Here is a 22,555-nt window from a genome sequence, read left to right on the forward strand (position 1 = left end):
TGAATAAAAAACGGCGTTTCATAATATGAAGCGTCGTTTAAGATTGTTGATAAACGCATAATTGCCTGATGCGCTTCGCAATATAGTAAAGTTGCACGATCTTGTAGGCCGGATAAGGCGTTTACGCCGCATCCGGCAAGAAATGAGATGCACTTTGTCAGCAATCTGAAGCGGCGTTTCTAACTCGAAGCGCCGTTTGCTTTTCCATACCTGCTAAGGATTTATCATGACCGCGTATTGGCTGGCCCAGGGCGTGGGTGTCATCGCCTTTCTGATTGGTATTACAACATTCTTCAACCGCGATGAACGTCGCTTCAAAATTCAGCTTTCCATTTATAGCGTATTTATTGGCGTACATTTTTTTCTGATGGGCGTCTTCCCGGCGGGGGCTAGCTCAATCCTCAATGCTATCCGTACGTTAATTACTCTGCGTACCCGTAGTTTATGGATAATGGCGATCTTCATCGTGCTGACGGGAGGAGTTGGTCTGGCGAAGTTCCATCATCCGATGGAGCTGCTGCCAGTCATTGGCACGATTGTCAGTACCTGGGCGCTATTTCGCTTTAAAGGACTGACCATGCGCTGCGTGATGTGGTTTTCTACTTGTTGCTGGTTAACTCACAACATTTGGGCCGGGTCGATTGGTGGCACGATGATTGAGGGTAGTTTTCTGCTAATGAATGGCCTGAACATCATTCGTTTCTGGCGTATGCAGAGAAGGGGAATTGATCCGTTTAAAGTGGAGAAAACCCCTTCCGCCGTAGACGAAAGGGGCTAAGCATTAGTTTCGCAGGGCGCTATTTGCCAGACGTGCATCTTCAGCCTGGCAAGCCGCTGCGGTGAACAGCACGTCAGTTGAAGAGTTCAGCGCGGTTTCGCAGGAGTCCTGCAACACGCCGATGATAAAGCCGACGGCAACCACCTGCATGGCAATATCGTTCGGAATACCGAACATATTACAGGCCAGCGGGATCAGCAGCAGAGAACCACCTGCCACGCCTGATGCACCACAGGCACAAAGTGATGCAACTACGCTCAACAGCAGCGCCGTGGGCAGATCCACCGGAATACCCAGCGTATGGACCGCAGCCAGCGTCAACACGGTAATGGTAATGGCTGCGCCTGCCATATTGATCGTCGCCCCTAGCGGAATAGAAACGGAATAGGTATCGCGGTCCAGATTTAGCTTTTCACACAACGCCATGTTTACCGGAATATTCGCCGCCGAGCTACGGGTGAAGAAGGCGTATACACCGCTTTCGCGCAGGCACAGCAGCACCAGCGGGAATGGGTTACGACGAATTTTCCACCATACCAGCAGCGGGTTAACCACCAGCGCCACCAGCAACATACAGCCAACCAGCACCACCAGCAGTTGCGCATAGCCCCACAGGGTGGAGAAACCGGTGGTTGCCAGCGTTGAAGCTACCAGACCAAAAATACCGATTGGTGCGAAACGAATCACCAGTTTCACCATAAAGGTAACGGCATTCGACATATCGTTGACCAGGTTTTTGGTGGTTTCGTTACCGTGACGCAGAGCGAAACCAAGGCCAATGGCCCACACCAGAATCCCGATGTAGTTACCTTTCAGCAGGGCGTCGATGGGGTTGGAAACCATGCTCAACACCAGCCCTCGCATCACTTCCACAATGCCTGACGGCGGGGAAATATCGCTCGCGCTACTGGACAAATGCAGGGTCGAAGGGAAGGCGAAGCTGAAGACAACTGCAGCCAGCGCGGCAGAGAAAGTACCCAGCAGATAGAGGAACAGAATAGGGCGGATATTGGTTTTCTGCCCGTGCTGGTGGTTAGCGATGGAAGCCATTACCAGCATCAGCACCAGAATTGGCGCTACAGCTTTCAATGCACCGACGAACAAAGTGCCTAACAGACCGACAGCTTCAGCGGCCGGTTTTGAGATCCATGCCAGGAGAATCCCCAGAACAAGGCCGACCAGGATTTGTTTTACCAGGCTGCCCTGAGCCAGACGCCGGAATAGCCCCGGTGAACGTTGCGTAGTCATTTTTCGATCCTTTCGTTGTGTTGTCGCACATCCCTGGTGCGTTCTGTCGACGCATCTTTCAGGATGTAACAAAGTGTTTGCCAAGTCGAGTATAAGGAAAGTTACAGCTTCGGGAAGCGAAAAATGCTGGATTTTAAAGAGAGGTCATGTTTTGCAACTTAATGGTTACATTTATTTGACATAAGCAGAGGGAAGGACTGGCTACTAAGGCTGATTAGATGACATATGGGCAAAACAATTTGGAATATGAGAACGGTTGCGCTCCTTTAATGTGCAATGCCATATAAAGTCACTGGCGCGGGGAGCGCGCAGGGGGCGGGGAGCGCGCAGGGGGCGGCCAATCGCTGCCGCCCCCTGCACCCGTGCGGTCTTTTTGTAAAGAGCTATAAGCCGATTACATAATTAGTAGCTCATCTTTGTCTGGAATGAGTTATCTCCAGTAATGGCTTAATATACAGCGAATCATTCTCCCCGCTGCTTATCATGCCGATAATTCACCCACGCGTTGATAATAAACGTCATCACCAGAATGCCAAACACCACGCCCAGCGAAACGGCGATCGGAATATGGTAGAAGTCGACAATCAGCATCTTGATACCGATAAACACCAGAATCACTGCCAGACCATATTTGAGCATCGAGAAACGCTCTGCTACGCCCGCCAGCAGGAAATACATCGCACGCAGGCCGAGGATCGCAAACAAGTTTGAGGTCAGCACAATAAACGGGTCGGTGGTAACGGCGAAGATAGCCGGAATGCTATCCACGGCGAAAATCACGTCGCTCAACTCCACCAGAATCAGCACCAGCATCAGCGGCGTGGCATACAACAAGCCATTCTTACGCACAAAGAAATGCTCGTTGTCGATGGTGTCAGTCATACGCAAATGACCACGCAGCCAGCGCACCAACGGCTTGTCGCCAATCCCTGATTCATCTTCATGGGCGAGCGCCATCTTCACGCCAGTAAACAGCAGGAAGGCGCCGAAGATATACAGGATCCAGTCGAATTGCGAAATCAGCCAACTACCGGTGAAGATCATGATGGTACGCAGAACAATCGCCCCGAGCACGCCATATACCAGCACGCGGCGTTGTAATGCCGCCGGAACAGAGAAATAGCTGAACAACATCAGCCAGACAAAGACGTTATCGACCGCCAGCGATTTCTCAATCAGATAACCGGTGAGGAAGGCCAGTGCCTGCGGGTCCGCGACTTCGCGCCCCTGCGTCTGGACTAAATACCACCAGAAAGCGGCGTTAAACAGTAACGAAAGGGTCACCCACACCAGCGACCAGGCTGCAGCCTGTTTCATGGTCATGGCATGCGCGCCACGACGCCCCTGCAACAACAGGTCGATAGCCAGCATAATGGCGACAACAACAGCGAATCCGCCCCATAGCAACGGCGTGCCGACAGTATTCATAGAAGTTCCTTACACATAAAAAAACGGCCAACGTCGGAAGACGTCAGCCGCTGCTTTTTATGCATAGACCTCGCCTTCCGGCAAGGTCTCACTTACAACAAAAAAGGAATACGTCTGCGTATTCCTTTCGGGTTGCCCGGTGACCGGATGTGGTTTTTCACACATCGTAATGACGATCGACCGGCAATGAAGTTACTCCCCTTTGCAGGTAACAAAGTATGACAGACCATTCATCCAGTCAATGGTCTGTTACATGCCTTTTACACTGCTTTACGGTAACCATTATTGTTTTACGCTATCTGCCGGAAATATCACCCCAGTCTGGCGGCGGATCTCGGTCAGCAGTTTGGCGGTGATGCGACTAACCGCCAGCCCCGGATGATTAATCAGATGCTCATCCACCAGTTCAGCAAACAGCTCTGCTTCGTAGAGCATGGTATTAATATGCTGTGGCTGAGTGAGATCCTGCATCTGGCTGCCGCGCGGCACAAAGCAGACTTTCTGGCATTCAGAGAGTTTTTCAATCACCAGCGATCCCGCTTCGCCCTGAATCTCGCTCGCCAGGACAGAATCACTGACTTTTGAGTGCTGCAACGTAACGCTGAAATCACCGTAATCCATCACCACCACGCCGTGGGCATCCACGCCGCTTGCCAGCAAACTGGCGGTTGCCTGCACGCTTTTCGGTTCACCAAATAACGCCACCGCCGACGCCAGGCAGTAAAAGCCGATATCCATAATTGAACCGTTAGAGAATGCCGGATTAAAGGTGTTGGGATTCTCACCATCCAGATAACGTTGATAACGCGAGGAATACTGGCAGTAGTTGAAAAAGACTTTCCGCAGTTTGCCGACTTTTGGCAGCGCCTGGCGTAACAGATGAAAGTTAGGCAGGCAGGCCGTTTTAAATGCTTCAAACAGCACCACCTGATTTTCCCGCGCACAGGCAATGGCGGCATCCACTTCCGCCAGATTCGACGCCAGCGGTTTCTCGCAAATCACATGAATTTTGTGGCTAAGGAAAAGCTGCGTCTGGGCAAAATGCAGGGCATTCGGGCTGGCAATATACACCGCGTCAATGGCATCGCTTTCCGCCATCGCTTCCAGCGACGTAAACAGATGCTCGACAGAAAACTCATTGGCGAAGTGCTGGGCCTGTTCAAGGCTGCGGGAATAGACGGCGGTTAACTTATATTTACCGCTCTCATGTGCGGCCTCCACGAACTGGTGAGTGATCCAGTTCGTACCAATCACAGCGAAACGTATCATAACGCGTGGATACTCCATAAAGGGATTCTGCCGTCAATGTAGCACGCCTTTTTCATCTTCGACGTGCGCGGATACGCATTATTTCTGCGTCGGACAACCATGCTCGCTAAAGGGCCCAATCATGACCGACGGCCCGAGATATTTTGGCTGACGATGGAGGATTTTTGCGTCTATCACCGCTCTAACCCTGGCGAGTTTCTCCCGCAGCTGAGTATACAAACCGTGCTTCATATTCAGGTCTGGCGCGTTAAACCCGATAGCATCGATACCGTACTGTTTTGCCAGCCAGATGGCGCGTTGGTTATGAAATTCCTGCGAGATAATGGTGATATGGTTCTCCCCAAACACTTTATTGGCACGAACCACTGAATCAAGCGTTGAGAATCCGGCATAGTCACAGAAGATCACTTTTGCCGGTACGCCCTTAGCGATCAAAGCCTGCTGCATGCCTGACGCTTCATCGTAATTTTTACGTCCGTTGTCGCCACTGACCAGCAACCATTTCACTTTTCCTGCGTGGTACAACTCTGCGGCGGTATCAATACGTCGGGTAAAGTAGCGATTACCTGGCCTTGCTCCCAACAATAAACCCACGTTACGTGCCGGAATAGCGTTGACGTCACTCCAGGTGAGTTGTTGGCTGGCGTTGACCATTGCCCGATCGGCGATAAAAATCGTCGCGCCTGCCACAAGCAACAGAAAACAGGCAATTTTGAGAGTCCGGCGAGAAAAACAAATACGGCGAAGAAGGCGGGCGAATGCGCGCAGCATGGTCGTTATCCTTAACGATAGAGGGGAGGTCGATTTTAGGCGCTAAAGGAGGAAAAGATAGCGCCTGAGATCATTTTCAGATTTTGTCTTGTCCCAGTGACAGTTGCGTCAGCCACAGGCGAGTGTCGAACTCAAGCTGGTGGTACTGCGGTTCCATATGGCAGCACAACTGGTAAAACGCTTTGTTGTGCTCTTTCTCCTTCAGATGCGCCAGCTCGTGCACCACAATCATGCGCAAAAACGGTTCTGGCGCGTTGCGAAACACGGTGGCGACGCGGATCTCCGCCTTCGCTTTCAGCTTGCCGCCCTGCACACGTGAAACAGCGGTATGTAACCCGAGCGCGTTTTTCAGCACGTGGATCTTATTGTCATACATCACTTTATTGATCGGCGGGGCATTGCGCAGAAACTGATTTTTTAGATCCTGGGTATATTGCCAGAGGGCTTTATCGGTGGCGTAGTCGTGCGTTCCCGGATAGCGTTTTGCCAGCAGATCGCCCAGACGCTGTTCATTAATCAGCGTGCGCACCTGGGAAAGCAGCTGCTCGGGATAACCCTGAAGATAAGTAAGATTGCTCATAACCGCCCACGAAAAAGAGAAAAAGGGTATACTCACGCACCCTTTTCAGGGGCAACGTCGAAATTTTATCATTCAGGAGGGCCGATGAGCCACTTAGACAACGGTTTCCGTTCACTGACACTACAACGTTTTCCGGCGACGGATGACGTTAACCCGCTACAGGCGTGGGAAGCGGCAGATGAGTATTTGCTGCAACAGTTGGACGATACAGAAATCCGCGGCCCGGTGTTAATCCTGAATGATGCTTTTGGCGCGTTAAGCTGTGCGCTGGCGGAACATAAGCCGTACAGCATCGGCGACTCATACATCAGCGAACTGGCGACACGCGAGAATTTACGCCTCAACGGGATTGATGAGTCGAGCGTGAAGTTTCTTGACAGCACCGCTGACTACCCGCAACAGCCGGGCGTGGTGCTGATCAAAATACCGAAAACACTGGCATTGCTTGAGCAGCAACTGCGTGCGCTGCGCAAAGTGGTCACGCCGGAAACACGCATTATTGCCGGTGCCAAAGCCCGTGACATTCACACTTCCACGCTGGAACTGTTCGAAAAAGTGCTCGGCCCGACCACCACCACGCTGGCATGGAAAAAAGCGCGCCTGATTAATTGCACTTTCAATGAACCGCCGCTGGCCGATGCGCCGCAGACCGTTAGCTGGAAGCTGGAAGGTACTGACTGGACTATCCACAACCATGCGAATGTCTTCTCCCGCACCGGGCTGGATATTGGCGCGCGCTTCTTTATGCAACATCTGCCGGAAAATCTCGAAGGGGAGATTGTCGATCTCGGCTGTGGTAACGGCGTTATTGGCCTGACGCTGCTTGATAAAAACCCGCAGGCGAAAGTGGTGTTTGTCGATGAATCACCGATGGCGGTTGCTTCCAGCCGTTTGAACGTCGAAACCAACATGCCAGAGGCGTTGGATCGCTGCGAGTTTATGATCAACAACGCGCTCTCCGGCGTGGAGCCTTTCCGCTTTAATGCTGTGCTCTGCAACCCGCCGTTTCATCAGCAACATGCGCTAACCGATAACGTCGCCTGGGAAATGTTCCACCACGCCCGCCGCTGCCTGAAAATCAACGGCGAGCTGTATATCGTTGCCAACCGTCACCTGGATTACTTCCATAAACTGAAGAAAATTTTTGGCAACTGCACCACTATTGCGACGAATAATAAATTTGTGGTGCTGAAAGCAGTGAAGCTGGGGCGTCGTCGATAAGATTGGGAGTTACCTGCCGGATGCGGCGTAAACGCCTTATCCGGCCTACGTTCAGCACATTACCCGTAGGCCGGATAAGACGCGGCAAGCGTCGCATCCGGCAATGTCTGCCCAGTTCTGGAATCGCGCTTCCATAAAACAAAAAATCCCAGTCACATCCTCTGCATTCTCTTGTTTAGCGTTGTTCAACGTTTATTCTTCCGTCACGCAGATAAAATCATCCGTTGCCAATCTGTCAACGGGTGTTATCATATTGCCAATTTGTCAACGGATGTGATGAAGAATGCACCTGATAACTCAAAAAGCATTGAAAGATGCTGCGGAAAAATACCCGCAACATAAAACGGAGTTGGTGGCTCTGGGGAACACGATTGCTAAGGGATATTTCAAAAAACCTGAGTCATTAAAAGCAGTATTCCCATCTCTGGATAACTTCAAATATCTGGATAAGCATTATGTTTTCAATGTTGGGGGCAATGAATTACGTGTTGTAGCAATGGTCTTTTTTGAATCGCAAAAGTGCTACATACGTGAAGTTATGACGCACAAAGAATACGATTTCTTTACCGCCGTTCATCGTACTAAGGGGAAAAAATGATTGCGATTGCCGACATCTTGCAAGCAGGAGAAAAGCTAACCGCTGTGGCACCTTTTCTGGCGGGTATCCAGAACGAAGAACAATACGCCCAGGCGCTGGAACTGGTCGATCATCTGCTGCTCAACGATCCTGAAAACCCCTTGCTGGCTCTGGTGTGTGCCAAAATAACCGCGTGGGAAGAATCAGCGCCTGAATTTGCTGAATTTAATGCCATGGCTCAAGCCATGCCTGGCGGTGTTGCTGTGATTCGTACACTGATGGATCAATACGGTTTAACCCTTTCTGATCTGCCGGAAATTGGCAGTAAATCGATGGTGTCACGCGTTTTGAACGGAAAGAGAAAATTAACGCTGGAACACGCTAAAAAACTGGCAACGCGATTCGGCATTTCCCCTGCATTGTTTATTGATTAACGCGGCCTGCCGGATGTGGCGTAAACGCCTTATCCGGCCTACGTTCAGCACATTACCCCCAGGCCGGATAAGACGCGGCAAGCGTCGCATCCGGCACTTCAATGCACGATTTAAATCTCCAGCGCCAGCCGTGTCCCCTGCGCGATCGCCCGTCGCGCGTCCAGCTCCATAGCCACATCGCAGCCGCCGATTAAATGCACAGTTTTCCCACTATCAATCAGCGGTTGCGCCAGCGCGCGGTTTGGCTCTTGCCCTGCGCAGATCACCACATGATCCACTGCTAACACCTGCGTTTCGCCATTTATCACCACATGCAGCCCGTCATCGTCGATCTTCTGATAACTTACGCCAGGGATCATTTTCACGCCGCGCGAGAGCAGGGTGGTGCGATGGATCCAGCCCGTAGTTTTGCCCAACCCTTGTCCTGGTTTGCTGGCTTTGCGCTGGAGCATCACAATTTGCCGTGGGCTACGAGGGATCTGCATGCCTTGCTGACTCAAACCTCCGGCCTGTTGCAGGCTACTGTCGATCCCCCACTCATTACAGAACTCGGCGATATTCTGGCTGGTGGATTCGCCCGGCTGACTTAAATACATCGCCGTATCAAAACCAATCCCACCACAACCGATGATGGCAACTTTGTTGCCCACCGGCGCTTTGTTGCGCAGTACATCGAGATAACTCAACACCTTCGGGTGATTGATCCCGTCAATGGGCGGAATTCGCGGTACGATCCCGCTAGCGAGGATCGTTTCATCGAACGGCTGTAACTGATCCGCCGTCACGGTGTGATTGAGTTTTAGCGTCACGCCCGTCACTTCGATCATGCGGCGGTAATAGCGCAGCGTTTCGTAAAACTCCTCTTTGCCGGGGATCTGTTTGGCGATATTAAATTGCCCGCCGATCTCGCTGTGAGCGTCAAACAACGTTACCTGATGACCACGCGCCGCCGCGTTAATGGCAAACGCCAGCCCTGCCGGACCTGCACCGACTACCGCCAGATTTTTTTTCTGCATGGCGGGAAGGATTGGCATTTTGGTTTCGTGGCAGGCGCGAGGATTCACCAGGCACGAGGTGACTTTGCCAACGAAGATCTGATCGAGACAGGCCTGATTGCAGCCAATACAAGTGTTGATCTCATCGGCTCGTCCCGATTGCGCTTTTGATAGCAGCTCGGCATCAGCAAGGAACGGTCGCGCCATCGACACCATATCGGCATCACCGCGCGAGAGAATGTCGTCGGCAACCTGCGGATCGTTAATCCGGTTGGTGGTCACCAGCGGCAGCGAAACGTGGCCTTTCAGTTTGCGCGTGACCCAGCTAAAGGCACCGCGCGGCACGGGCGTGGCGATGGTCGGAATCCGCGCTTCATGCCAGCCAATGCCGGTGTTGATAATGGTCGCGCCCGCCGCTTCAATGGCCTGCGCCAGCTCTACCGTTTCGGCAAAAGTACCGCCGCCTTCGACCAGGTCGAGCATCGACAGTCGGTAGATAATAATGAAGTCGTTGCCAACAAGTTCGCGCACCGCACGCACTACTTCTACGGCAAATCGCATCCGATTGCGGTAATCGCCGCCCCACTGGTCACTACGCTGATTGGTGCGCAGCGTCAGAAATTCGTTGATCAAATACCCTTCGGAACCCATTACCTCTACACCGTCGTATCCCGCCTCCCGCGCCAGTTGTGCGCAGCTGGCGAAATCGTCGATCAGTTGCAGGATCTCTTCATGGGTGAGTTCGTGAGGAACGAAACGGTTGATGGGGGCCTGCAATGCGGAGGGAGCGACCAGATGCGGTTGGTAGCTGTAGCGCCCGGTATGCAAAATTTGCAGGGCGATTTTGCCGCCTTCCTGATGTACCGCTTCGGTAATGGTGCGATGGTGTGGGATCTGGCTGGCGTCGTTGAGCATTGCGCCGCCTTCCATGCCAACGCCTGTTAAATCTGGTGCAATGCCGCCGCTGACGATCAGCGCCACGCCGTGACGGGCGCGTTCGGCATAAAACGCTGCCAGCCGCTCGGCACCGTCCGGGTATTCCTCCAGCCCGGTGTGCATTGAGCCCATCAGCACGCGGTTTTTTAACGTGGTAAAACCTAAATCAAGCGGGGCGAACAGCGACGGGTAGCTCATAAAATTGTCCAGTATGTAAAATAATTGTTATGTGGTCGGATGAGTTCTAATTTAGCCGTCGCCGGAGAAAAGGGAAAAGGGGAGTGCGGGGTTTGTGATGGGATTCAAAAAGAATACGCCCGGTGGTAACGCCGGATGCGACGCTTGCCGCGTCTTATCCGGCCTGGGGGATTGCACATGTAGGGCGGATAAGGCGTTTACGCCGCATCCGCCAGCCGTTGCAAATTACTGCTTACGGAAAAAATCGTTATACAACATATACAAATGCGCGGCACTCCAGGAGAAATTTGGTGCGCCTTGCTGTGCGCCGGTCAGCGGATTGTAATTCTCCTGAATTGGGCCATCGGCGGTTAATCCTTTGGCGTGCTGGAAGAACGTATCCGCCAGCTTCAGGGCATCATCGCGATAACCGTAACGCTCCATCCCTTTCAGACCAAACCAGAACTGATCCACCCATACGCGCCCGCGCCAGTAGATATCCGCGCCAAAGGCCGGGTTGGTTAACGCCGCCGTTCCCAGCGGGACAAAGGTGTTGAACTCTTTAGGATCGAGCATCACCTTCACCACCGCGTCGGCGTTGGCCTGCGTTGCCGCACCGTTAAACAGCGGCGACCAGCCTTCCGGCCCTTTACCGCGCTCGACAATCGGTTTGCCCGCGCAGCCGTTCGCCAGCGGTTTATCTTCAATGCGCACGTCATAGTAGAACTGTGTAGTCGGGTCGAACATACAGGTGTTGATGTAGTCCGCGAGCTGCTGTGCCAACTGGCGATAGTGCTTAGCCTCTTCCGACTTACCGAGGATGGTTGCCATCTCCGCCAGATAATGATTATCGCTGTACATATAGCTGGCCTGATCCACCGACTCCTGCAATAGCGAGTAGCCCAGCAACGTTCCGTCCTGACTGCGGTTTTCGGCGAATTTCACCGTCCAGTCGCTACGTTTGCCACCATTAGCGACATATTTATCCAGCTGTTCTTTGTCGATAAAACCAAAGACGGCGGCATCATCACGGCCCGATTCCCACGACGCAGCGACCTGTGCCGGAATTTCCAGACTGTCGTATTGGCCTTTCTCCACCACGTGGGCGTAGTTGTTCAGCCCAGACTGCGTCTCTTCTTTGTCACCTTTTTTCACCGTAAACAGCATCTCGCCATTCTCAGTGTTGTGGGCTTTGTCGCGGGTCGCGCCATATTCCGGCACGCCGTTGCCGTTATGATCGCGGTTACGTAACCACCAGTCGTGATAGGCCACCAGTTTCGGGTACATCTCTGCCAGCCAGGTTTTATCCTGGGTGACGTTATACACTTCCATCACCGACCAGGCGGCAAGGCTGGGTTTGGTGTTACGTTCGTTCCAGTTGCCGCCATCGCCGCCACGCTCGGGGCTAAGGTTCCACGCTATCAGGTCGGGGACAAAGCCCACATCCTGTGGACGCACGGTGTCGCCGGGCTGGATCTGCCAGGAGAAGACCGCGCGGATATTCTCTTTGGCGATGTCCGGATTGAAATGCGCCATCGCAAACGCCTGCTTCCAGGTATCCCACGGCCAGGTCTGATTGCCGGAGAACCAGCGTCCGGTCACCGACGGCGTGACGGTGTTATATTTCACCGCGCCGCCCGGTGAGCGCCAGTTACCGTTGAGCGTTTCGATTGCTTTTACCGCGACGCGCGTCTGTTCCGGCGTCGCATCCGGATTGGTTAACCCTTTCTTCAGGTACTCTTCCCAGCGTTGCTGCGAGGCGGTGAGATAAAACGCCGGACGCGCCAGAATATCGCGGATCTGCATTTGCTCTTTGCTAACTTCCTGAGCGGTCAGCAGGTGGGAATAGGTGGTATAGAGCGTCGTTGAACCGTTGATATGCGCCTTACTGGTAAAGCGATTGCCGTTGATTTCAGTCTGCACCGGCAGGGATTTATGCACCTGATATTCCGATTCGCCGGAGGTCAGCAGATCCCAGGTGGCGCGCACTTTGCCAAAGGTGACTTTCAGGCCATCACGGGTGGCGCTGATTTTGCGCTGATAGTCAGGGTACTCGCCAGCAATGGTTTTATCGGAAAGCGGTTTCCCTTCTTTCGCTTCCAGTTTTTCCAGCAGTTCGCCGTCCCACACCAGATCCAGAGGTTTATTGCTGATGATTTTAGTTTCCAGTAGTGACGTGCGCGGCGTGGCGAAGCGCAGAGTCATTTCGACCTGCACATCTTTTGCTGTCAGTTTTTGCACCAGCGCGCCGGGAATACTGTATGCCTCCAGCGTGAAGTCGACTTTCTTGCCGTCCTGCCAGACGGTCAGGCGGTCGAAATTGCTGGCCATAAAGTTGATGTATTCTTCTGTCAGCAGCGCTACGCCCGGAAAACCGCCCATGGTGTTCGGGCCGTCTGGCAACAAGTGACCATGCCAGGCTCCGAGATCGAAAAACGGATTAAAACGCTGGTGGTCGTCGTAATCGTAATCCTTCATGTACTGCGGCGCGCCGGTACGGTTAATCACGTTTTTATAATTGTCGGCGTTGGCGGCATGGGCGGAAAAACTCATCAGCAGGGCACAGGCTACTGGTGTTAAAATAGTTTTGATTTTCATGAGATTACTGTCCTTATTACCAGTAGAAATATTGCATCAGGAAGATTTGGTCGCTGGGATCGTGAGAGGCATTTTTCATGTAGAAGCGGCTATCAAAAGCCGTTGCGAAACGTCCGCCGCCGTATTCGTACCAGATACCAAACTGCATGAAAGAGGTGGTTTCATCATCAGCGTGGTCAGGGCGATGTTTGGCGTAGGTGTAAGCGGTGGAGAGATAAACGCCCTTTAACGCTTCATACATGGCGCTCACCATCATCCCGCTCTCATTTCCCGGTACGTCCAACCCGTCGGCGCGTCCGGTATGGTGCCAGGCGCGAGCGGCAAAGTTAGGGGTAAGCAGGCCCGTCAGATAGAGTTGTCCGGTGCCGTCGGTGATTTCCAGACCGTTCATCCAGGTGATGCCTTCGGCAAGGTCATACTGGATGTAACCGTTCATCATTGCCGGATAGGTGTATTTGTCGTCGTAGCGATCGTACTTGCCAAAATGTAGCCAGGCTTTGCTTTCGTCATGATGTCCGGCAGGTGTGGCGGTGACGCTATAACGAAAGTTGCCGCTTAAGTTCTGTACCTTCAGCGCGGTCATAATGTCGCGGGTATTGGGAATGACGTAGCCCAGATCGGGCGTGAAATCGCCCCACCATTGCAGGTCATCCAGCGAGGAATCCTGACGCAGACTGAGCATGATTTCGGTGCCATCGTTGGTACGATAACCGCCATAAAAACGGTTAATCCCACCTTCGAAACCGCCCCAGCTATGGTCAGGCACCCAGGCATTACCGTCGTGGTCGGCCTGCACGGTCCAGCCTTCGCCGTAAATCAGGCCGAACCAGGAGCCGTACTTCATCTCCAGGCCTCCTTCAATATAGGTGCCGTCGCTGTATTTATGTTTATTCTCACCCTCTAAATCCATATATCCACCAACCCCTAATTCGCCGTAAAAACGAAATGAAGGAGAAGATGTTGAGGTAATTGCGGGTGTTTTTGTGTCGTCATGTTCTGCCGGACGTACTTCTTCGCCCATCGCAGAAAAGGCATAGCAAAACGGCAGAACAAGTAATGCTCTGCATGGTGCAGTGATTAATTTCATTGTGTTAATCCATGAGCTAAAGAAAAAGTACAGCCTTTTATCGTTGTAATTATAAAAATAGAAAGGCAGAAACTATTTTCCCTCTCCCCATCCAGGAAGAGGGAAAATGCCTGCTCATTTTTTATTAGTCTGCTTAATCAACATTGCTGGCTGGCGTCGCTTCAATATGGCGCTCTTCAGCCGTTAATCCCTTTATATATTTACTGTATTTCCACCACGCAAATCCGAGGAAGATAACAATACCGCCGACGTTATAAAAAATGATGGTCAGAATATTCGCGCCAGTCGGGAATGTCGAAGCGACAAACCCTACGGTAAATATCGCAATCAGCATTGAAACAATGATAATACCGGTGCGGCGGGAACCCATACGGAAATCGCGTGGCAGGTGATCTAATTTGGCGCGTAAATTCAGGTAAGCCAGCATGATGAATAACGGCGGAAGCATGGACGCTGCGGCAGTCATATTAATAATGGTATTCATCAGATCCTGCACGGTATTGGAACCGAGCATCGGGATAATCATCAGCGGGATGACGATCAGGAACTGGATCCACGCCGCGCGCGCCGGAACGCCGTTTTCGTTAAGTTCGACGGTTTTCTTACCAAAGATGCCTTCCGGGATTTCGGAGAAGAAAATTTTCACCGGTGTTGCAGTCCACATCAGCAGGGAGCCGAACATCGCGGTAAAGGACACCAGACCGACAAAGCGATTCATCAGCGCTTCCGGCAGACCAAAATACGCCGCCATGCCGTGGAATACCTGCACCGATCCACCGGTAAATTTCAACTCTTTGCTGCTGACGAAGACGTTAATCAGCACTGAGGAGACGGAATACAGTACGCCGATAAAAATCCCGGCGAGGATGATCACTTTAACGAACGATTTCGAACCGCCTTTGACGTCGTTAACGTACACCGCGACGGACTCCGCGCCACCTGCGGCCATAAAGATCCAGGTGGTAACGCCGAGGAACGCCCAGTTGAAGTTCGGGATCATCGCGTCAACGGTGATCGGATCGGCAGGCTGTACGCCGCCAACCAGTGCCGTACCTGCCAGTAAAATGTAGGAGAGCGTTAACAGCAGCATCAGCGTTGAAGTGACGGAGGTGATTGGCCCCAGCATTTTCGCCCCGTTGGTGGAAACCCAGGTGGAGAAGGCGAACAGCACCATACTAATAATAGTGGTGGCAATCGGCGTCATAATATATTCGTAGCCGAGGAAGGCATACGAAGCATAAGCAATAACGCGCGGCAACAGCGAGGTGAAAAAGAACAGATTTACGAACCAGTAGGTATAGGCAGTAATAAATGCCCAACGTCCGCCCAGCGAACTTTTTACCCATGCGTAGACACCAGCTTCTGAGTTTTTATTTAACGAAACAAATTCTGCGATGATCAAGCAGAAGGGAATAAAATAAAAAATCGTCGCAAGGAAAAACATCGGTGCCGAGGCCAGTCCAAGCTCAATATTATTATTGATAACGTTGTTAAAGCTGTAAACGGCGGCAAAAGTCAGCGAGAGCAAGCCGAATTTGCCGATTGTATTACGTTTGGTATCAGACATAACACATCTCCGAAAATGAGTAGGGTAGAGGTGGTGGCAAACTCCTTTTGCCGCCGTAGTTGTTATTTGTTATGGAAATAACCATCTTCGATGGTGACTTTGAGAACCACTTTTTTGACCGCGTTATTGCAGATAAACCGATATGCTTCATGGATATCGCAAATAACGATTTGCCCTTCGTGGACCTCTACGGTTTCTCCGCAGCCTTTTAAATATTCACGGTCAGTTTCATCGCGATAATATTCCACTACCTGTAACGTCTCTTTCGGCGCATATTCAATTTTTTGCTGCCCTTGCAGGTAGTAATGCACTTCAAAATAGCGACGATGCCCGGTAAATAGCGCATCGGTCGCGGAGTCTGTCTCCACGCGGTAAGTCAATGAGTCACCGATGGAGTGGGCGACGCCAGGCTGAATGTTGTCGATATTTTCAATCGCTTCAACGCAGCGTTGCCACTTCTTGCCAGAGGCGTAAATCTGGCGGAACTGTTCTAAGTTATCGATGATCCTCATTGCTTATTCTCGCTGTGCAAATTCGTGGAAAAGAACTCTGCGCCGAACTCATACGACGCCAGGCTTTGCGCGGTAGCTTCTCCGCCAGAAACCGGCAGCAACGTAAAGCCGTAGCTGAAGTCACGGAACCAGACGCGCCAGGAGTCCAGCACCTCGCTGCCCCAGGAGTTGGAGCCGAGGCCAAGCAACTGGTGGTCAAGATTCAGGGTGATGTCATCACTGCGCTGCAGCTCATTACAGTGCTGGGCCGCGTGGATGTTTTCCTGGGTATAGTGCCAGGCGCTGAAGTTAATTGGGCGCTGCGGAACCACCAGCAGACCGTTGCCGTGGCGGTTAGTCAGTGCTGTCCAGCGGACATGCTGACGGTTGCCGTTGTTCTGCGGGAAGGGATAGTTCTCGAACATGGCATCGACGGTGCTGCGCCAGATATCGATGATGTTAGCCTGCTGGCTGTCGGCGTAGTTTTCGCCCGGTCCACGACCGTAATACGCCACCTGGTCGTATTCGCCGTTAATCCCCATGGTGAAACCGATGCACGGAATGATGTGCGGATAGTCGCCGTAACGCTCGCCGGAAAGCGCCACGTTAACCTGGCCATCGGCAGCGATGCGCCAGATGTAGGTGCAGCGCATTCCGAAGTCAAACACCGGCGGGGCTATAACCGTGCGGCTGATGATCAACACCTCGCTATCGCTCTGTTCTACGGCAAAGTCGCGCAGATGTTCCTGCATGATCTGCAAATGATTCGGCTGCCACAGCCCTTCGTATTCCTGCTTGTGGTTGTCGATCATTGGCTTGAAGAAGTTGATCTTTGGCTCGCGGGTCAGCAGCGATTCGCCATTCACCTGCCAGGATGTCGGTTTGCCACTCATTTTTGAGAAGGTGATCGCGAAGTTGTAGCCGCGAACGGTGCAGCTCAAACGATCGTCTTCCAGCGTCAGCGGACGCGCATTATTCGGCGCGAAAGGCACTGGCTGCGCGGTGTTTTCCTTCAGCGGGAACTGATACGTGGCGATAGGGTGTCCGGCTTCGCTGTAGCGGGTGCGGGAATCTTTGGTCACCGTAATGTTGAGAAACGCTTCGCGGGCGTCCAGCTGCGGCAGCGTGATCTGCAAGGGGGCTTCGCTGTTCGGCGCAACGTCGCGCAGTTTAATCTGCTGCGTCGCGAGCGTTTCACCTTCGGCGCGCACCTCTGCGTGCAGGGTGTAGTCATCAAGCGTGGTAAACCACAGTTTATTTTCGACTTTCAACTCGCCGCGAGTCAGATCCAGCGCGTGGATTTTTACCGGCGCGATAACCTGTTTGTACTCTTTCAGGCCCGGTCCCGGCGTCTGATCGGAATAGATCAAACCATCAAGACAGAAGTTATAGTTGTTGGGATAGTCGCCGTAGTCGCCGCCGAATTTATACCAGACATTGCCGTTGTCATTCTGCGCCTGGATCCCGTGGTCGCACCATTCCCAGACATAATGGCCCTGAATGCAATCGTGCTTATAGAAAACGTTCTGGTATTCCGTCAGCCCACCAGGTCCGTTCCCCATCGCATGAGCGTATTCGCAGATGATGCGCGGCTTCGGATGCGGGTATTCACCAAACTCATTCATCAGCGGCACGCGGGTGTACATGGTGGAAATAATATCGACCACTTCAGCGTCGCGATCTTCTTCGTAGTGCACCAGTCTCGTGTCATCCAGCGCCTTCGCTGCGTGGTACATCGCGCGGATGTTACAGCCGTAGCCGGATTCATTGCCCAGCGACCAGATGATGATCGACGGATGGTTTTTCTGCGCGTGAATATGGCGAACAATGCGCTCGACGTAGACTTTTTCCCACTGCGGATCGTCGGTAATGCGGCTGATATCGCCGACATTAGCAAAGCCGTGCGATTCGACATCGGTTTCCGCCATCACAAACAGGCCGTAGATATCACACAGTTCGTAAAAACGCGGATCGTTGGGGTAGTGAGCGGTACGCACGGAGTTGATGTTGTGCTGCTTCATCAACTGGAGATCTTTTTCTACGCGATCCATTCCAACGGCGCGGCCTTTGCGATGATCGTTGTCGTGGCGGTTGACGCCGTGCAGCATCACATAACGGTTATTGATCCAGAACAGACCGTCGCGCACTTTGATATCACGGAAGCCAACGCGTTGTGGCACCACTTCCAGAACGTTGCCGTCGGCGTCTTTCAGCGTCATGACCAGATGGTAAAGATAAGGGGATTCTGCTGACCATTGCTGCGGCTGTTCGACAGTAAAAGCAAAGCTGGCGCTGGTCAGTTTTTCAATTGCCAAATGATCAATGGCGCTGCTGTGTACCACGCGTTCGCCATCAAACAGGGTATATTCCAGCGTCGTGACGACAGGGGAGGCAGCGAGATTTTCCAGTACCACTTCGCAGGACAGCGTGGCATCGCAATAGGCTTCGTCAAAGTCGGTGCGCACGGTGAAATCGTTAATATGCGTGAGTTGTTTTCCGATCAGATAAACATCGCGGAAGATCCCCGCTGACCACCACATATCCTGGTCTTCCACGTAGGTAGAGTCCGCCCACTGCATCACGCGCACACACAACAGGTTGTCGCCGGTTTTAACCATCGCGCTGATGTCAAACTCTGCGGTCAGGCGACTGCCCTTGCTGAAACCAACATACTGACCGTTAACGTAGACTTCAAAATAGGTTTCGACGCCGTCAAATTTAATCAGGGTCTGTTTACCCTGCCAGCCATCGCTGAGGGTGAAAATACGTTGATAGGCACCGGTTGGGTTATCGCTGGGGACAAACGGCACATCGATGGGGAACGGAAAACCTTCGTCGGTATATTGCAGTTTGCCGTGACCTTCCATTTGCCACATGGCGGGGACGGTAATATGCCCCCAGTCAGCCATTAACTCAGAGGTGAAGGCTTCTGGTACTTGCAGCGGATGGTCAAAAAAGTGGAAATTCCACTGACCGCTTAAGGGCAGAAACAGGCTGCTGGTTTCACGGGCAAAAGTACGCGCCTGCGCAACAGAGTCATATGAAAAAAAGTACGCACGCGGCGCAAGTCGGTTTTCGTGGGTGAGCTGAATGTTTTCCCAGCGATTCATAGGGCCTCCCGGTAGAGAGAAATCGGAACCATTCATGGTGATGGTAGTTTGTGTAATTGCTGGGGAGTTTAGTAAAATTTTTACTAAAAAGTAGCAGGTAAATGCATTTACTTTAACTGGATCACGAAAATAAACGGCAGCACTGTCCGGCAAAAAAGATTGCCGGACAGTGTGTAAGGGGATTTAACGGGTCGTGCCGCGCAGTTTTAATTTGCTGGGAACGAAGACTAATAGCGGCAGCGCGCGACCATCGCGGGCTTTTTCATACACCAGGTTAACGCCCTGGCTTCCCATCATTTCGGAATGGATGCGCACGGTGGAGAGCGGCGGAAAGGTAAATCGCGCGGTGGGGATGTCGTTCACGCTGATAAGCGAAATATCCTGTGGGATGTTCAGACCACGTTCATGAATTGCCCGCAGTACGCCGATAGCAATGGAATCGGAAGCAACAAACAGTGCCTTCGGATAGTCTTCCCGCGCCAGCATCTGTTTTGCCAGTTCATAGCCCGACGAACTGGAAAAACCGCCGCGCCAGATATCCTCTTCGCGTACCACTTGTTTCAGTCGGCCATATTCCGCAAAGGCGACCTCACGAATATCCGCCTTGCCAGGCAAGTCCTCGCCGCCAATAAAACCAATGCGATTAACGCCCTGATCGATATAGAAGTCGATGATTTCTTTACTGATGCGTGCCAGATCGATATCTACAGCATCGTAATTACTGCCGGGTTCGTGAAAGTCGATAAAACAGATATTGTCGGTCAACGCGCTGGCAGCGGCGCGCAGGGCGGGCGTGGGTTTGCCGACAATTAAAATACCGGTGACGTTTTTAATGTCTGGTAAGCCGCTGTGTTCATAACAATTGGTCAGTTCGATCGCCAGCTTTTCGCACTGGGTTTCAATGCCGTGGCGGATCGCCAGATAGTAAGGATCGTTGATCTCCAGCTCCTGCTGGTAGCTGTAGATAGCCAGAATATGGTGTTGGTTGACTGCACCTGTCTGGAGTTTACGGGCACTACTGGTCTTGTACTCCAGCTTTTCGGCGATCTCGAGAATGCGATGTTTCGTCTCTTCTTTCACATTCAATGTCGGATCGTCATTTAAGACCCTGGATACTGTCGCCAGGGATACGCCAGCTTCGATTGCGATGTCTTTTAGTGTTGCCATGTTTACCTTTTTTACTTTCCCTGATGTGCGCCCCCATTGTAGAGGAAGTGCTTATCGGGTCACCTGTTTTCAGTAAATAAAGCGCGTTTCTTTGACGCTGTAACGGTAACACAGCGGCTTACGAATGTGATCACGCCTGCATTCTCCATTTTTAGCCTACAGGATTGAGAAAAACTTTTGCTATAGTTTAGTAAAATTTTACTCGAAGGGAGGAAGCAATGGAAACCGTGGCTTACGCTGATTTTGCACGTCTGGAAATGCGCGTCGGAAAGATTGTGGAAGTGAAACGCCATGAAAACGCCGACAAGCTGTACATCGTACAGGTTGATGTGGGTGAAAAAACGCTGCAAACCGTGACCAGCCTGGTGCCGTACTACAGCGAAGAAGAGCTGATGGGGAAAACGGTGGTGGTCTTATGCAATCTGCAAAAAGCGAAAATGCGCGGTGAAACGTCGGAATGCATGCTGTTGTGTGCGGAAACCGATGACGGCAGTGAAAGCGTGCTGTTAACGCCGGAGCGGATGATGCCTGCGGGCGTACGTATCGTATAAATAGATCGGATGGCGACGTCGTATCGCCATCCGATTTGATATTACACTTCTTCGACACTTACTCGCATGGCCGCCAGCGCCTTACGCGCCGCTTTGATCACCAGTTCACACTGTTCAATGGTCAGTGTCAGTGGCGGTTCAATGCGGATCGTTTTGGCGTTATTGAGCGTTCCGGCCACCAGTACGCGCTGGCGGAACATCTCGCTGGCAAAGTTATAGCCGATTTCGTTATCAACAAACTCAATCGCCATCAACATCCCTTTACCACGCGCTTCCTGTACCAGATCGGGATATTCCCGCGCCAGTTGACGGAAACCGTCCAGCAACATATCGCCTTTTTGTTCAGCCTGAGCCGGTAAGTTCTGCTCCAGCAACACATTGATGGTCGCCAGCGCCGCCGCACAGGCCAGCGGGTTGCCGCCAAAGGTGGTGGTATGCAGGAACGGGTTGTCGAACAGGACAGAGAACACCTCTTCAGTGGCGATGGTTGCGCCAATCGGCATCACGCCGCCGCCGAGGGCTTTTGCCAGACACAGGATGTCCGGCTGTACGTTCTCATGCTCGCAGGCAAACATTTTGCCCGTGCGCCCCATGCCCGTTTGTACTTCATCGAGGATCATCAGTGCGCCGAACTCATCGCACAGCTTACGCACGGCGGTGAGATAGCCTGGCGGCGGCAGAATTACGCCACCTTCGCCCTGAATCGGTTCGAGGATCACCGCAGCCACATCATCACCGGTTTTTTTGCACTCGTTAAGAGCCGTGCGCATGGCTTCGATATTGCCAAACGGCACATGACGGAACCCTGGCAGCAGTGGCATAAACGGTTTGCGGAAGGTCGATTTCGCCGTGGCCGACAGCGCGCCAAGTGATTTACCGTGGAACGCGCCGCTGGTGGCAATAAAAGTAAATTTGCCGCGCGGCGACTGATAAGCCTTCGCCAGCTTCAGCGCCGCTTCAACGGACTCGGTGCCGCTATTACAGAAGAAGCTGTATTTCAGTTTACCGGGCGTTAGCGCAGCAAGAGTTTTCGCCAGCATCGCCCGTAACGGATCGAGCAGCTCCTGGCTGTGCAGCGGTTGTTTCGCAAGTTGATTCTGTACGGCGGAAACCACAACTGGATTACGGTGCCCCACGTTGAAAATTCCAAAACCTCCCAGGCAGTCGATAAACTCCTGTCCCTGGGTGTCGACAAGCGTATTTAAACCTCCCGCTTGCCACTCTACGGCTCCGTAATCCCCGCCGGCGGTAACAGATTTGCGATACTCTAAAAACCCCGGATTGACATGCTCTTTGAAGTATTCAATCACTTCTCGGTTAAGTGCTTTCATCTCCTCATGATCCAGCGTTCGCTTCTCAATGAGATTCAGGGCGTGGGCGCTGCACGCTAAAGCCGATGCGCTCGAAGGTAACCTGTTCAAAATATGCTCCGGAGGCTCGCGTATCACATGATACCGATTTAAGTATTGCAGGGATTGCGCCACTCCGGCTGCGATCGCGAAAATCGGGATAAACACAAATCGTATTATCATTTGTGTAACATTTAATGCTAAACGTTAACTGTTGTCGT

General features: G+C 52.4%; 18 protein-coding genes. 5 read left to right on the plus strand and 13 right to left on the minus strand.

Going from position 1 to position 22,555, the window contains the following annotated elements; genetic code table 11:
* The first annotated feature begins 226 nt into the window (after positions 1-226).
* Complete coding sequence (locus FEK50_RS09605; RefSeq protein ID WP_131160926.1) at positions 227-778, plus strand: YgjV family protein; 552 nt, start codon at positions 227-229, stop codon at positions 776-778.
* 3 nt (positions 779-781) lie between these two features.
* On the opposite strand, the gene sstT is transcribed toward FEK50_RS09605, so the two are convergent.
* The 5 genes from sstT to FEK50_RS09630 form a co-directional block, all read right to left on the minus strand.
* Complete coding sequence (gene sstT / locus FEK50_RS09610; protein WP_130210400.1) at positions 782-2,026, minus strand: serine/threonine transporter SstT; 1,245 nt, start codon at positions 2,024-2,026, stop codon at positions 782-784.
* A 462-nt stretch (positions 2,027-2,488) separates the two neighbouring features.
* Positions 2,489-3,454 (minus strand): TerC family membrane protein Alx, encoded by a 966-nt coding sequence (gene alx / locus FEK50_RS09615; RefSeq protein WP_001098819.1) that lies wholly within the window; start codon positions 3,452-3,454, stop codon positions 2,489-2,491.
* Between the two features lie 282 nt (positions 3,455-3,736).
* A complete protein-coding gene (locus FEK50_RS09620; protein ID WP_130210402.1) occupies positions 3,737-4,723 on the minus strand; it encodes a Gfo/Idh/MocA family oxidoreductase in 987 nt (328 codons plus the stop codon).
* 78 nt (positions 4,724-4,801) lie between these two features.
* Positions 4,802-5,494: a vancomycin high temperature exclusion protein gene (locus FEK50_RS09625; protein WP_131160927.1), complete on the minus strand. Its 693-nt coding sequence runs from the start codon at positions 5,492-5,494 to the stop codon at positions 4,802-4,804.
* Positions 5,495-5,570: 76 nt separating this feature from the next.
* Complete coding sequence (locus tag FEK50_RS09630) at positions 5,571-6,074, minus strand: M48 family metallopeptidase (RefSeq protein ID WP_131160928.1); 504 nt, start codon at positions 6,072-6,074, stop codon at positions 5,571-5,573.
* Between the two features lie 84 nt (positions 6,075-6,158).
* On the opposite strand from FEK50_RS09630, the gene rlmG reads away from it, so the two are divergent.
* From rlmG to higA, 3 genes are all read left to right on the plus strand, one after another.
* Positions 6,159-7,295 carry a 23S rRNA (guanine(1835)-N(2))-methyltransferase RlmG gene (gene rlmG, locus FEK50_RS09635; protein WP_130210408.1) on the plus strand — a complete coding sequence of 379 codons (1,137 nt, stop codon included), beginning with the start codon at positions 6,159-6,161 and terminating at the stop codon, positions 7,293-7,295.
* Between the two features lie 283 nt (positions 7,296-7,578).
* Positions 7,579-7,893, plus strand: a complete 315-nt coding sequence (higB, locus tag FEK50_RS09640; RefSeq protein WP_000550189.1) for a type II toxin-antitoxin system toxin HigB — start codon at positions 7,579-7,581, stop codon at positions 7,891-7,893.
* The gene (gene higA / locus FEK50_RS09645; protein ID WP_130210410.1) at positions 7,890-8,306 is read left to right on the plus strand and encodes a type II toxin-antitoxin system antitoxin HigA; all 417 of its coding nucleotides are present in this window, start codon (positions 7,890-7,892) and stop codon (positions 8,304-8,306) included. Before higB ends, higA begins: the two co-directional genes overlap by 4 nt.
* A 110-nt stretch (positions 8,307-8,416) precedes the next feature.
* Here higA and fadH read toward each other — a convergent pair whose 3' ends face one another.
* From fadH to ebgR, 7 genes are all read right to left on the minus strand, one after another.
* Positions 8,417-10,435 (minus strand): NADPH-dependent 2,4-dienoyl-CoA reductase, encoded by a 2,019-nt coding sequence (gene fadH / locus FEK50_RS09650; protein ID WP_131160929.1) that lies wholly within the window; start codon positions 10,433-10,435, stop codon positions 8,417-8,419.
* A 225-nt stretch (positions 10,436-10,660) separates the two neighbouring features.
* Positions 10,661-13,012: an alpha-glucosidase gene (gene ygjK / locus FEK50_RS09655; RefSeq protein ID WP_131160930.1), complete on the minus strand. Its 2,352-nt coding sequence runs from the start codon at positions 13,010-13,012 to the stop codon at positions 10,661-10,663.
* Between the two features lie 16 nt (positions 13,013-13,028).
* Positions 13,029-14,099 (minus strand): protein YgjJ, encoded by a 1,071-nt coding sequence (gene ygjJ / locus FEK50_RS09660; RefSeq protein WP_131160931.1) that lies wholly within the window; start codon positions 14,097-14,099, stop codon positions 13,029-13,031.
* Positions 14,100-14,232: 133 nt separating this feature from the next.
* Positions 14,233-15,666: an amino acid permease gene (locus tag FEK50_RS09665; protein ID WP_130260144.1), complete on the minus strand. Its 1,434-nt coding sequence runs from the start codon at positions 15,664-15,666 to the stop codon at positions 14,233-14,235.
* Between the two features lie 62 nt (positions 15,667-15,728).
* Entirely contained in the window at positions 15,729-16,178 is a 450-nt protein-coding gene (locus tag FEK50_RS09670) for a beta-galactosidase subunit beta (RefSeq protein ID WP_001219954.1), read from the minus strand.
* On the minus strand, positions 16,175-19,267 hold the full coding sequence (gene ebgA / locus FEK50_RS09675) for a beta-galactosidase subunit alpha (RefSeq protein ID WP_138211665.1): 3,093 nt from the start codon (positions 19,265-19,267) through the stop codon (positions 16,175-16,177). The genes FEK50_RS09670 and ebgA overlap by 4 nt, the downstream gene beginning before the upstream one ends.
* Positions 19,268-19,450: 183 nt before the next feature.
* Positions 19,451-20,434 (minus strand): transcriptional regulator EbgR, encoded by a 984-nt coding sequence (gene ebgR / locus FEK50_RS09680; protein ID WP_130210420.1) that lies wholly within the window; start codon positions 20,432-20,434, stop codon positions 19,451-19,453.
* Positions 20,435-20,652: 218 nt separating this feature from the next.
* Between ebgR and FEK50_RS09685 the strand changes: the two genes are divergently transcribed.
* On the plus strand, positions 20,653-20,985 hold the full coding sequence (locus FEK50_RS09685; RefSeq protein ID WP_000450588.1) for a tRNA-binding protein: 333 nt from the start codon (positions 20,653-20,655) through the stop codon (positions 20,983-20,985).
* 41 nt (positions 20,986-21,026) lie between these two features.
* On the opposite strand, the gene ygjG is transcribed toward FEK50_RS09685, so the two are convergent.
* Positions 21,027-22,406 carry a putrescine aminotransferase gene (gene ygjG, locus FEK50_RS09690; protein ID WP_130210422.1) on the minus strand — a complete coding sequence of 460 codons (1,380 nt, stop codon included), beginning with the start codon at positions 22,404-22,406 and terminating at the stop codon, positions 21,027-21,029.
* Positions 22,407-22,555 lie beyond the last annotated feature (149 nt).

Source organism: Escherichia sp. E2586, assembly GCF_005781105.1.
In the GTDB taxonomy this organism is placed as follows: Bacteria; Pseudomonadota; Gammaproteobacteria; order Enterobacterales; family Enterobacteriaceae; genus Escherichia.

Bases quoted from the DNA above. Each gene is read 5' to 3' on its own strand.
- FEK50_RS09605 (WP_131160926.1), top strand. From the start codon at position 227: ATGACCGCGTATTGGCTGGCCCAGGGCGTGGGTGTCATCGCCTTTCTG.
- sstT (WP_130210400.1), bottom strand. From the start codon at position 2,026: ATGACTACGCAACGTTCACCGGGGCTATTCCGGCGTCTGGCTCAGGGC.
- alx (WP_001098819.1), bottom strand. From the start codon at position 3,454: ATGAATACTGTCGGCACGCCGTTGCTATGGGGCGGATTCGCTGTTGTT.
- FEK50_RS09620 (WP_130210402.1), bottom strand. From the start codon at position 4,723: ATGATACGTTTCGCTGTGATTGGTACGAACTGGATCACTCACCAGTTC.
- FEK50_RS09625 (WP_131160927.1), bottom strand. From the start codon at position 5,494: ATGCTGCGCGCATTCGCCCGCCTTCTTCGCCGTATTTGTTTTTCTCGC.
- FEK50_RS09630 (WP_131160928.1), bottom strand. From the start codon at position 6,074: ATGAGCAATCTTACTTATCTTCAGGGTTATCCCGAGCAGCTGCTTTCC.
- rlmG (WP_130210408.1), top strand. From the start codon at position 6,159: ATGAGCCACTTAGACAACGGTTTCCGTTCACTGACACTACAACGTTTT.
- higB (WP_000550189.1), top strand. From the start codon at position 7,579: ATGCACCTGATAACTCAAAAAGCATTGAAAGATGCTGCGGAAAAATAC.
- higA (WP_130210410.1), top strand. From the start codon at position 7,890: ATGATTGCGATTGCCGACATCTTGCAAGCAGGAGAAAAGCTAACCGCT.
- fadH (WP_131160929.1), bottom strand. From the start codon at position 10,435: ATGAGCTACCCGTCGCTGTTCGCCCCGCTTGATTTAGGTTTTACCACG.
- ygjK (WP_131160930.1), bottom strand. From the start codon at position 13,012: ATGAAAATCAAAACTATTTTAACACCAGTAGCCTGTGCCCTGCTGATG.
- ygjJ (WP_131160931.1), bottom strand. From the start codon at position 14,099: ATGAAATTAATCACTGCACCATGCAGAGCATTACTTGTTCTGCCGTTT.
- FEK50_RS09665 (WP_130260144.1), bottom strand. From the start codon at position 15,666: ATGTCTGATACCAAACGTAATACAATCGGCAAATTCGGCTTGCTCTCG.
- FEK50_RS09670 (WP_001219954.1), bottom strand. From the start codon at position 16,178: ATGAGGATCATCGATAACTTAGAACAGTTCCGCCAGATTTACGCCTCT.
- ebgA (WP_138211665.1), bottom strand. From the start codon at position 19,267: ATGAATCGCTGGGAAAACATTCAGCTCACCCACGAAAACCGACTTGCG.
- ebgR (WP_130210420.1), bottom strand. From the start codon at position 20,434: ATGGCAACACTAAAAGACATCGCAATCGAAGCTGGCGTATCCCTGGCG.
- FEK50_RS09685 (WP_000450588.1), top strand. From the start codon at position 20,653: ATGGAAACCGTGGCTTACGCTGATTTTGCACGTCTGGAAATGCGCGTC.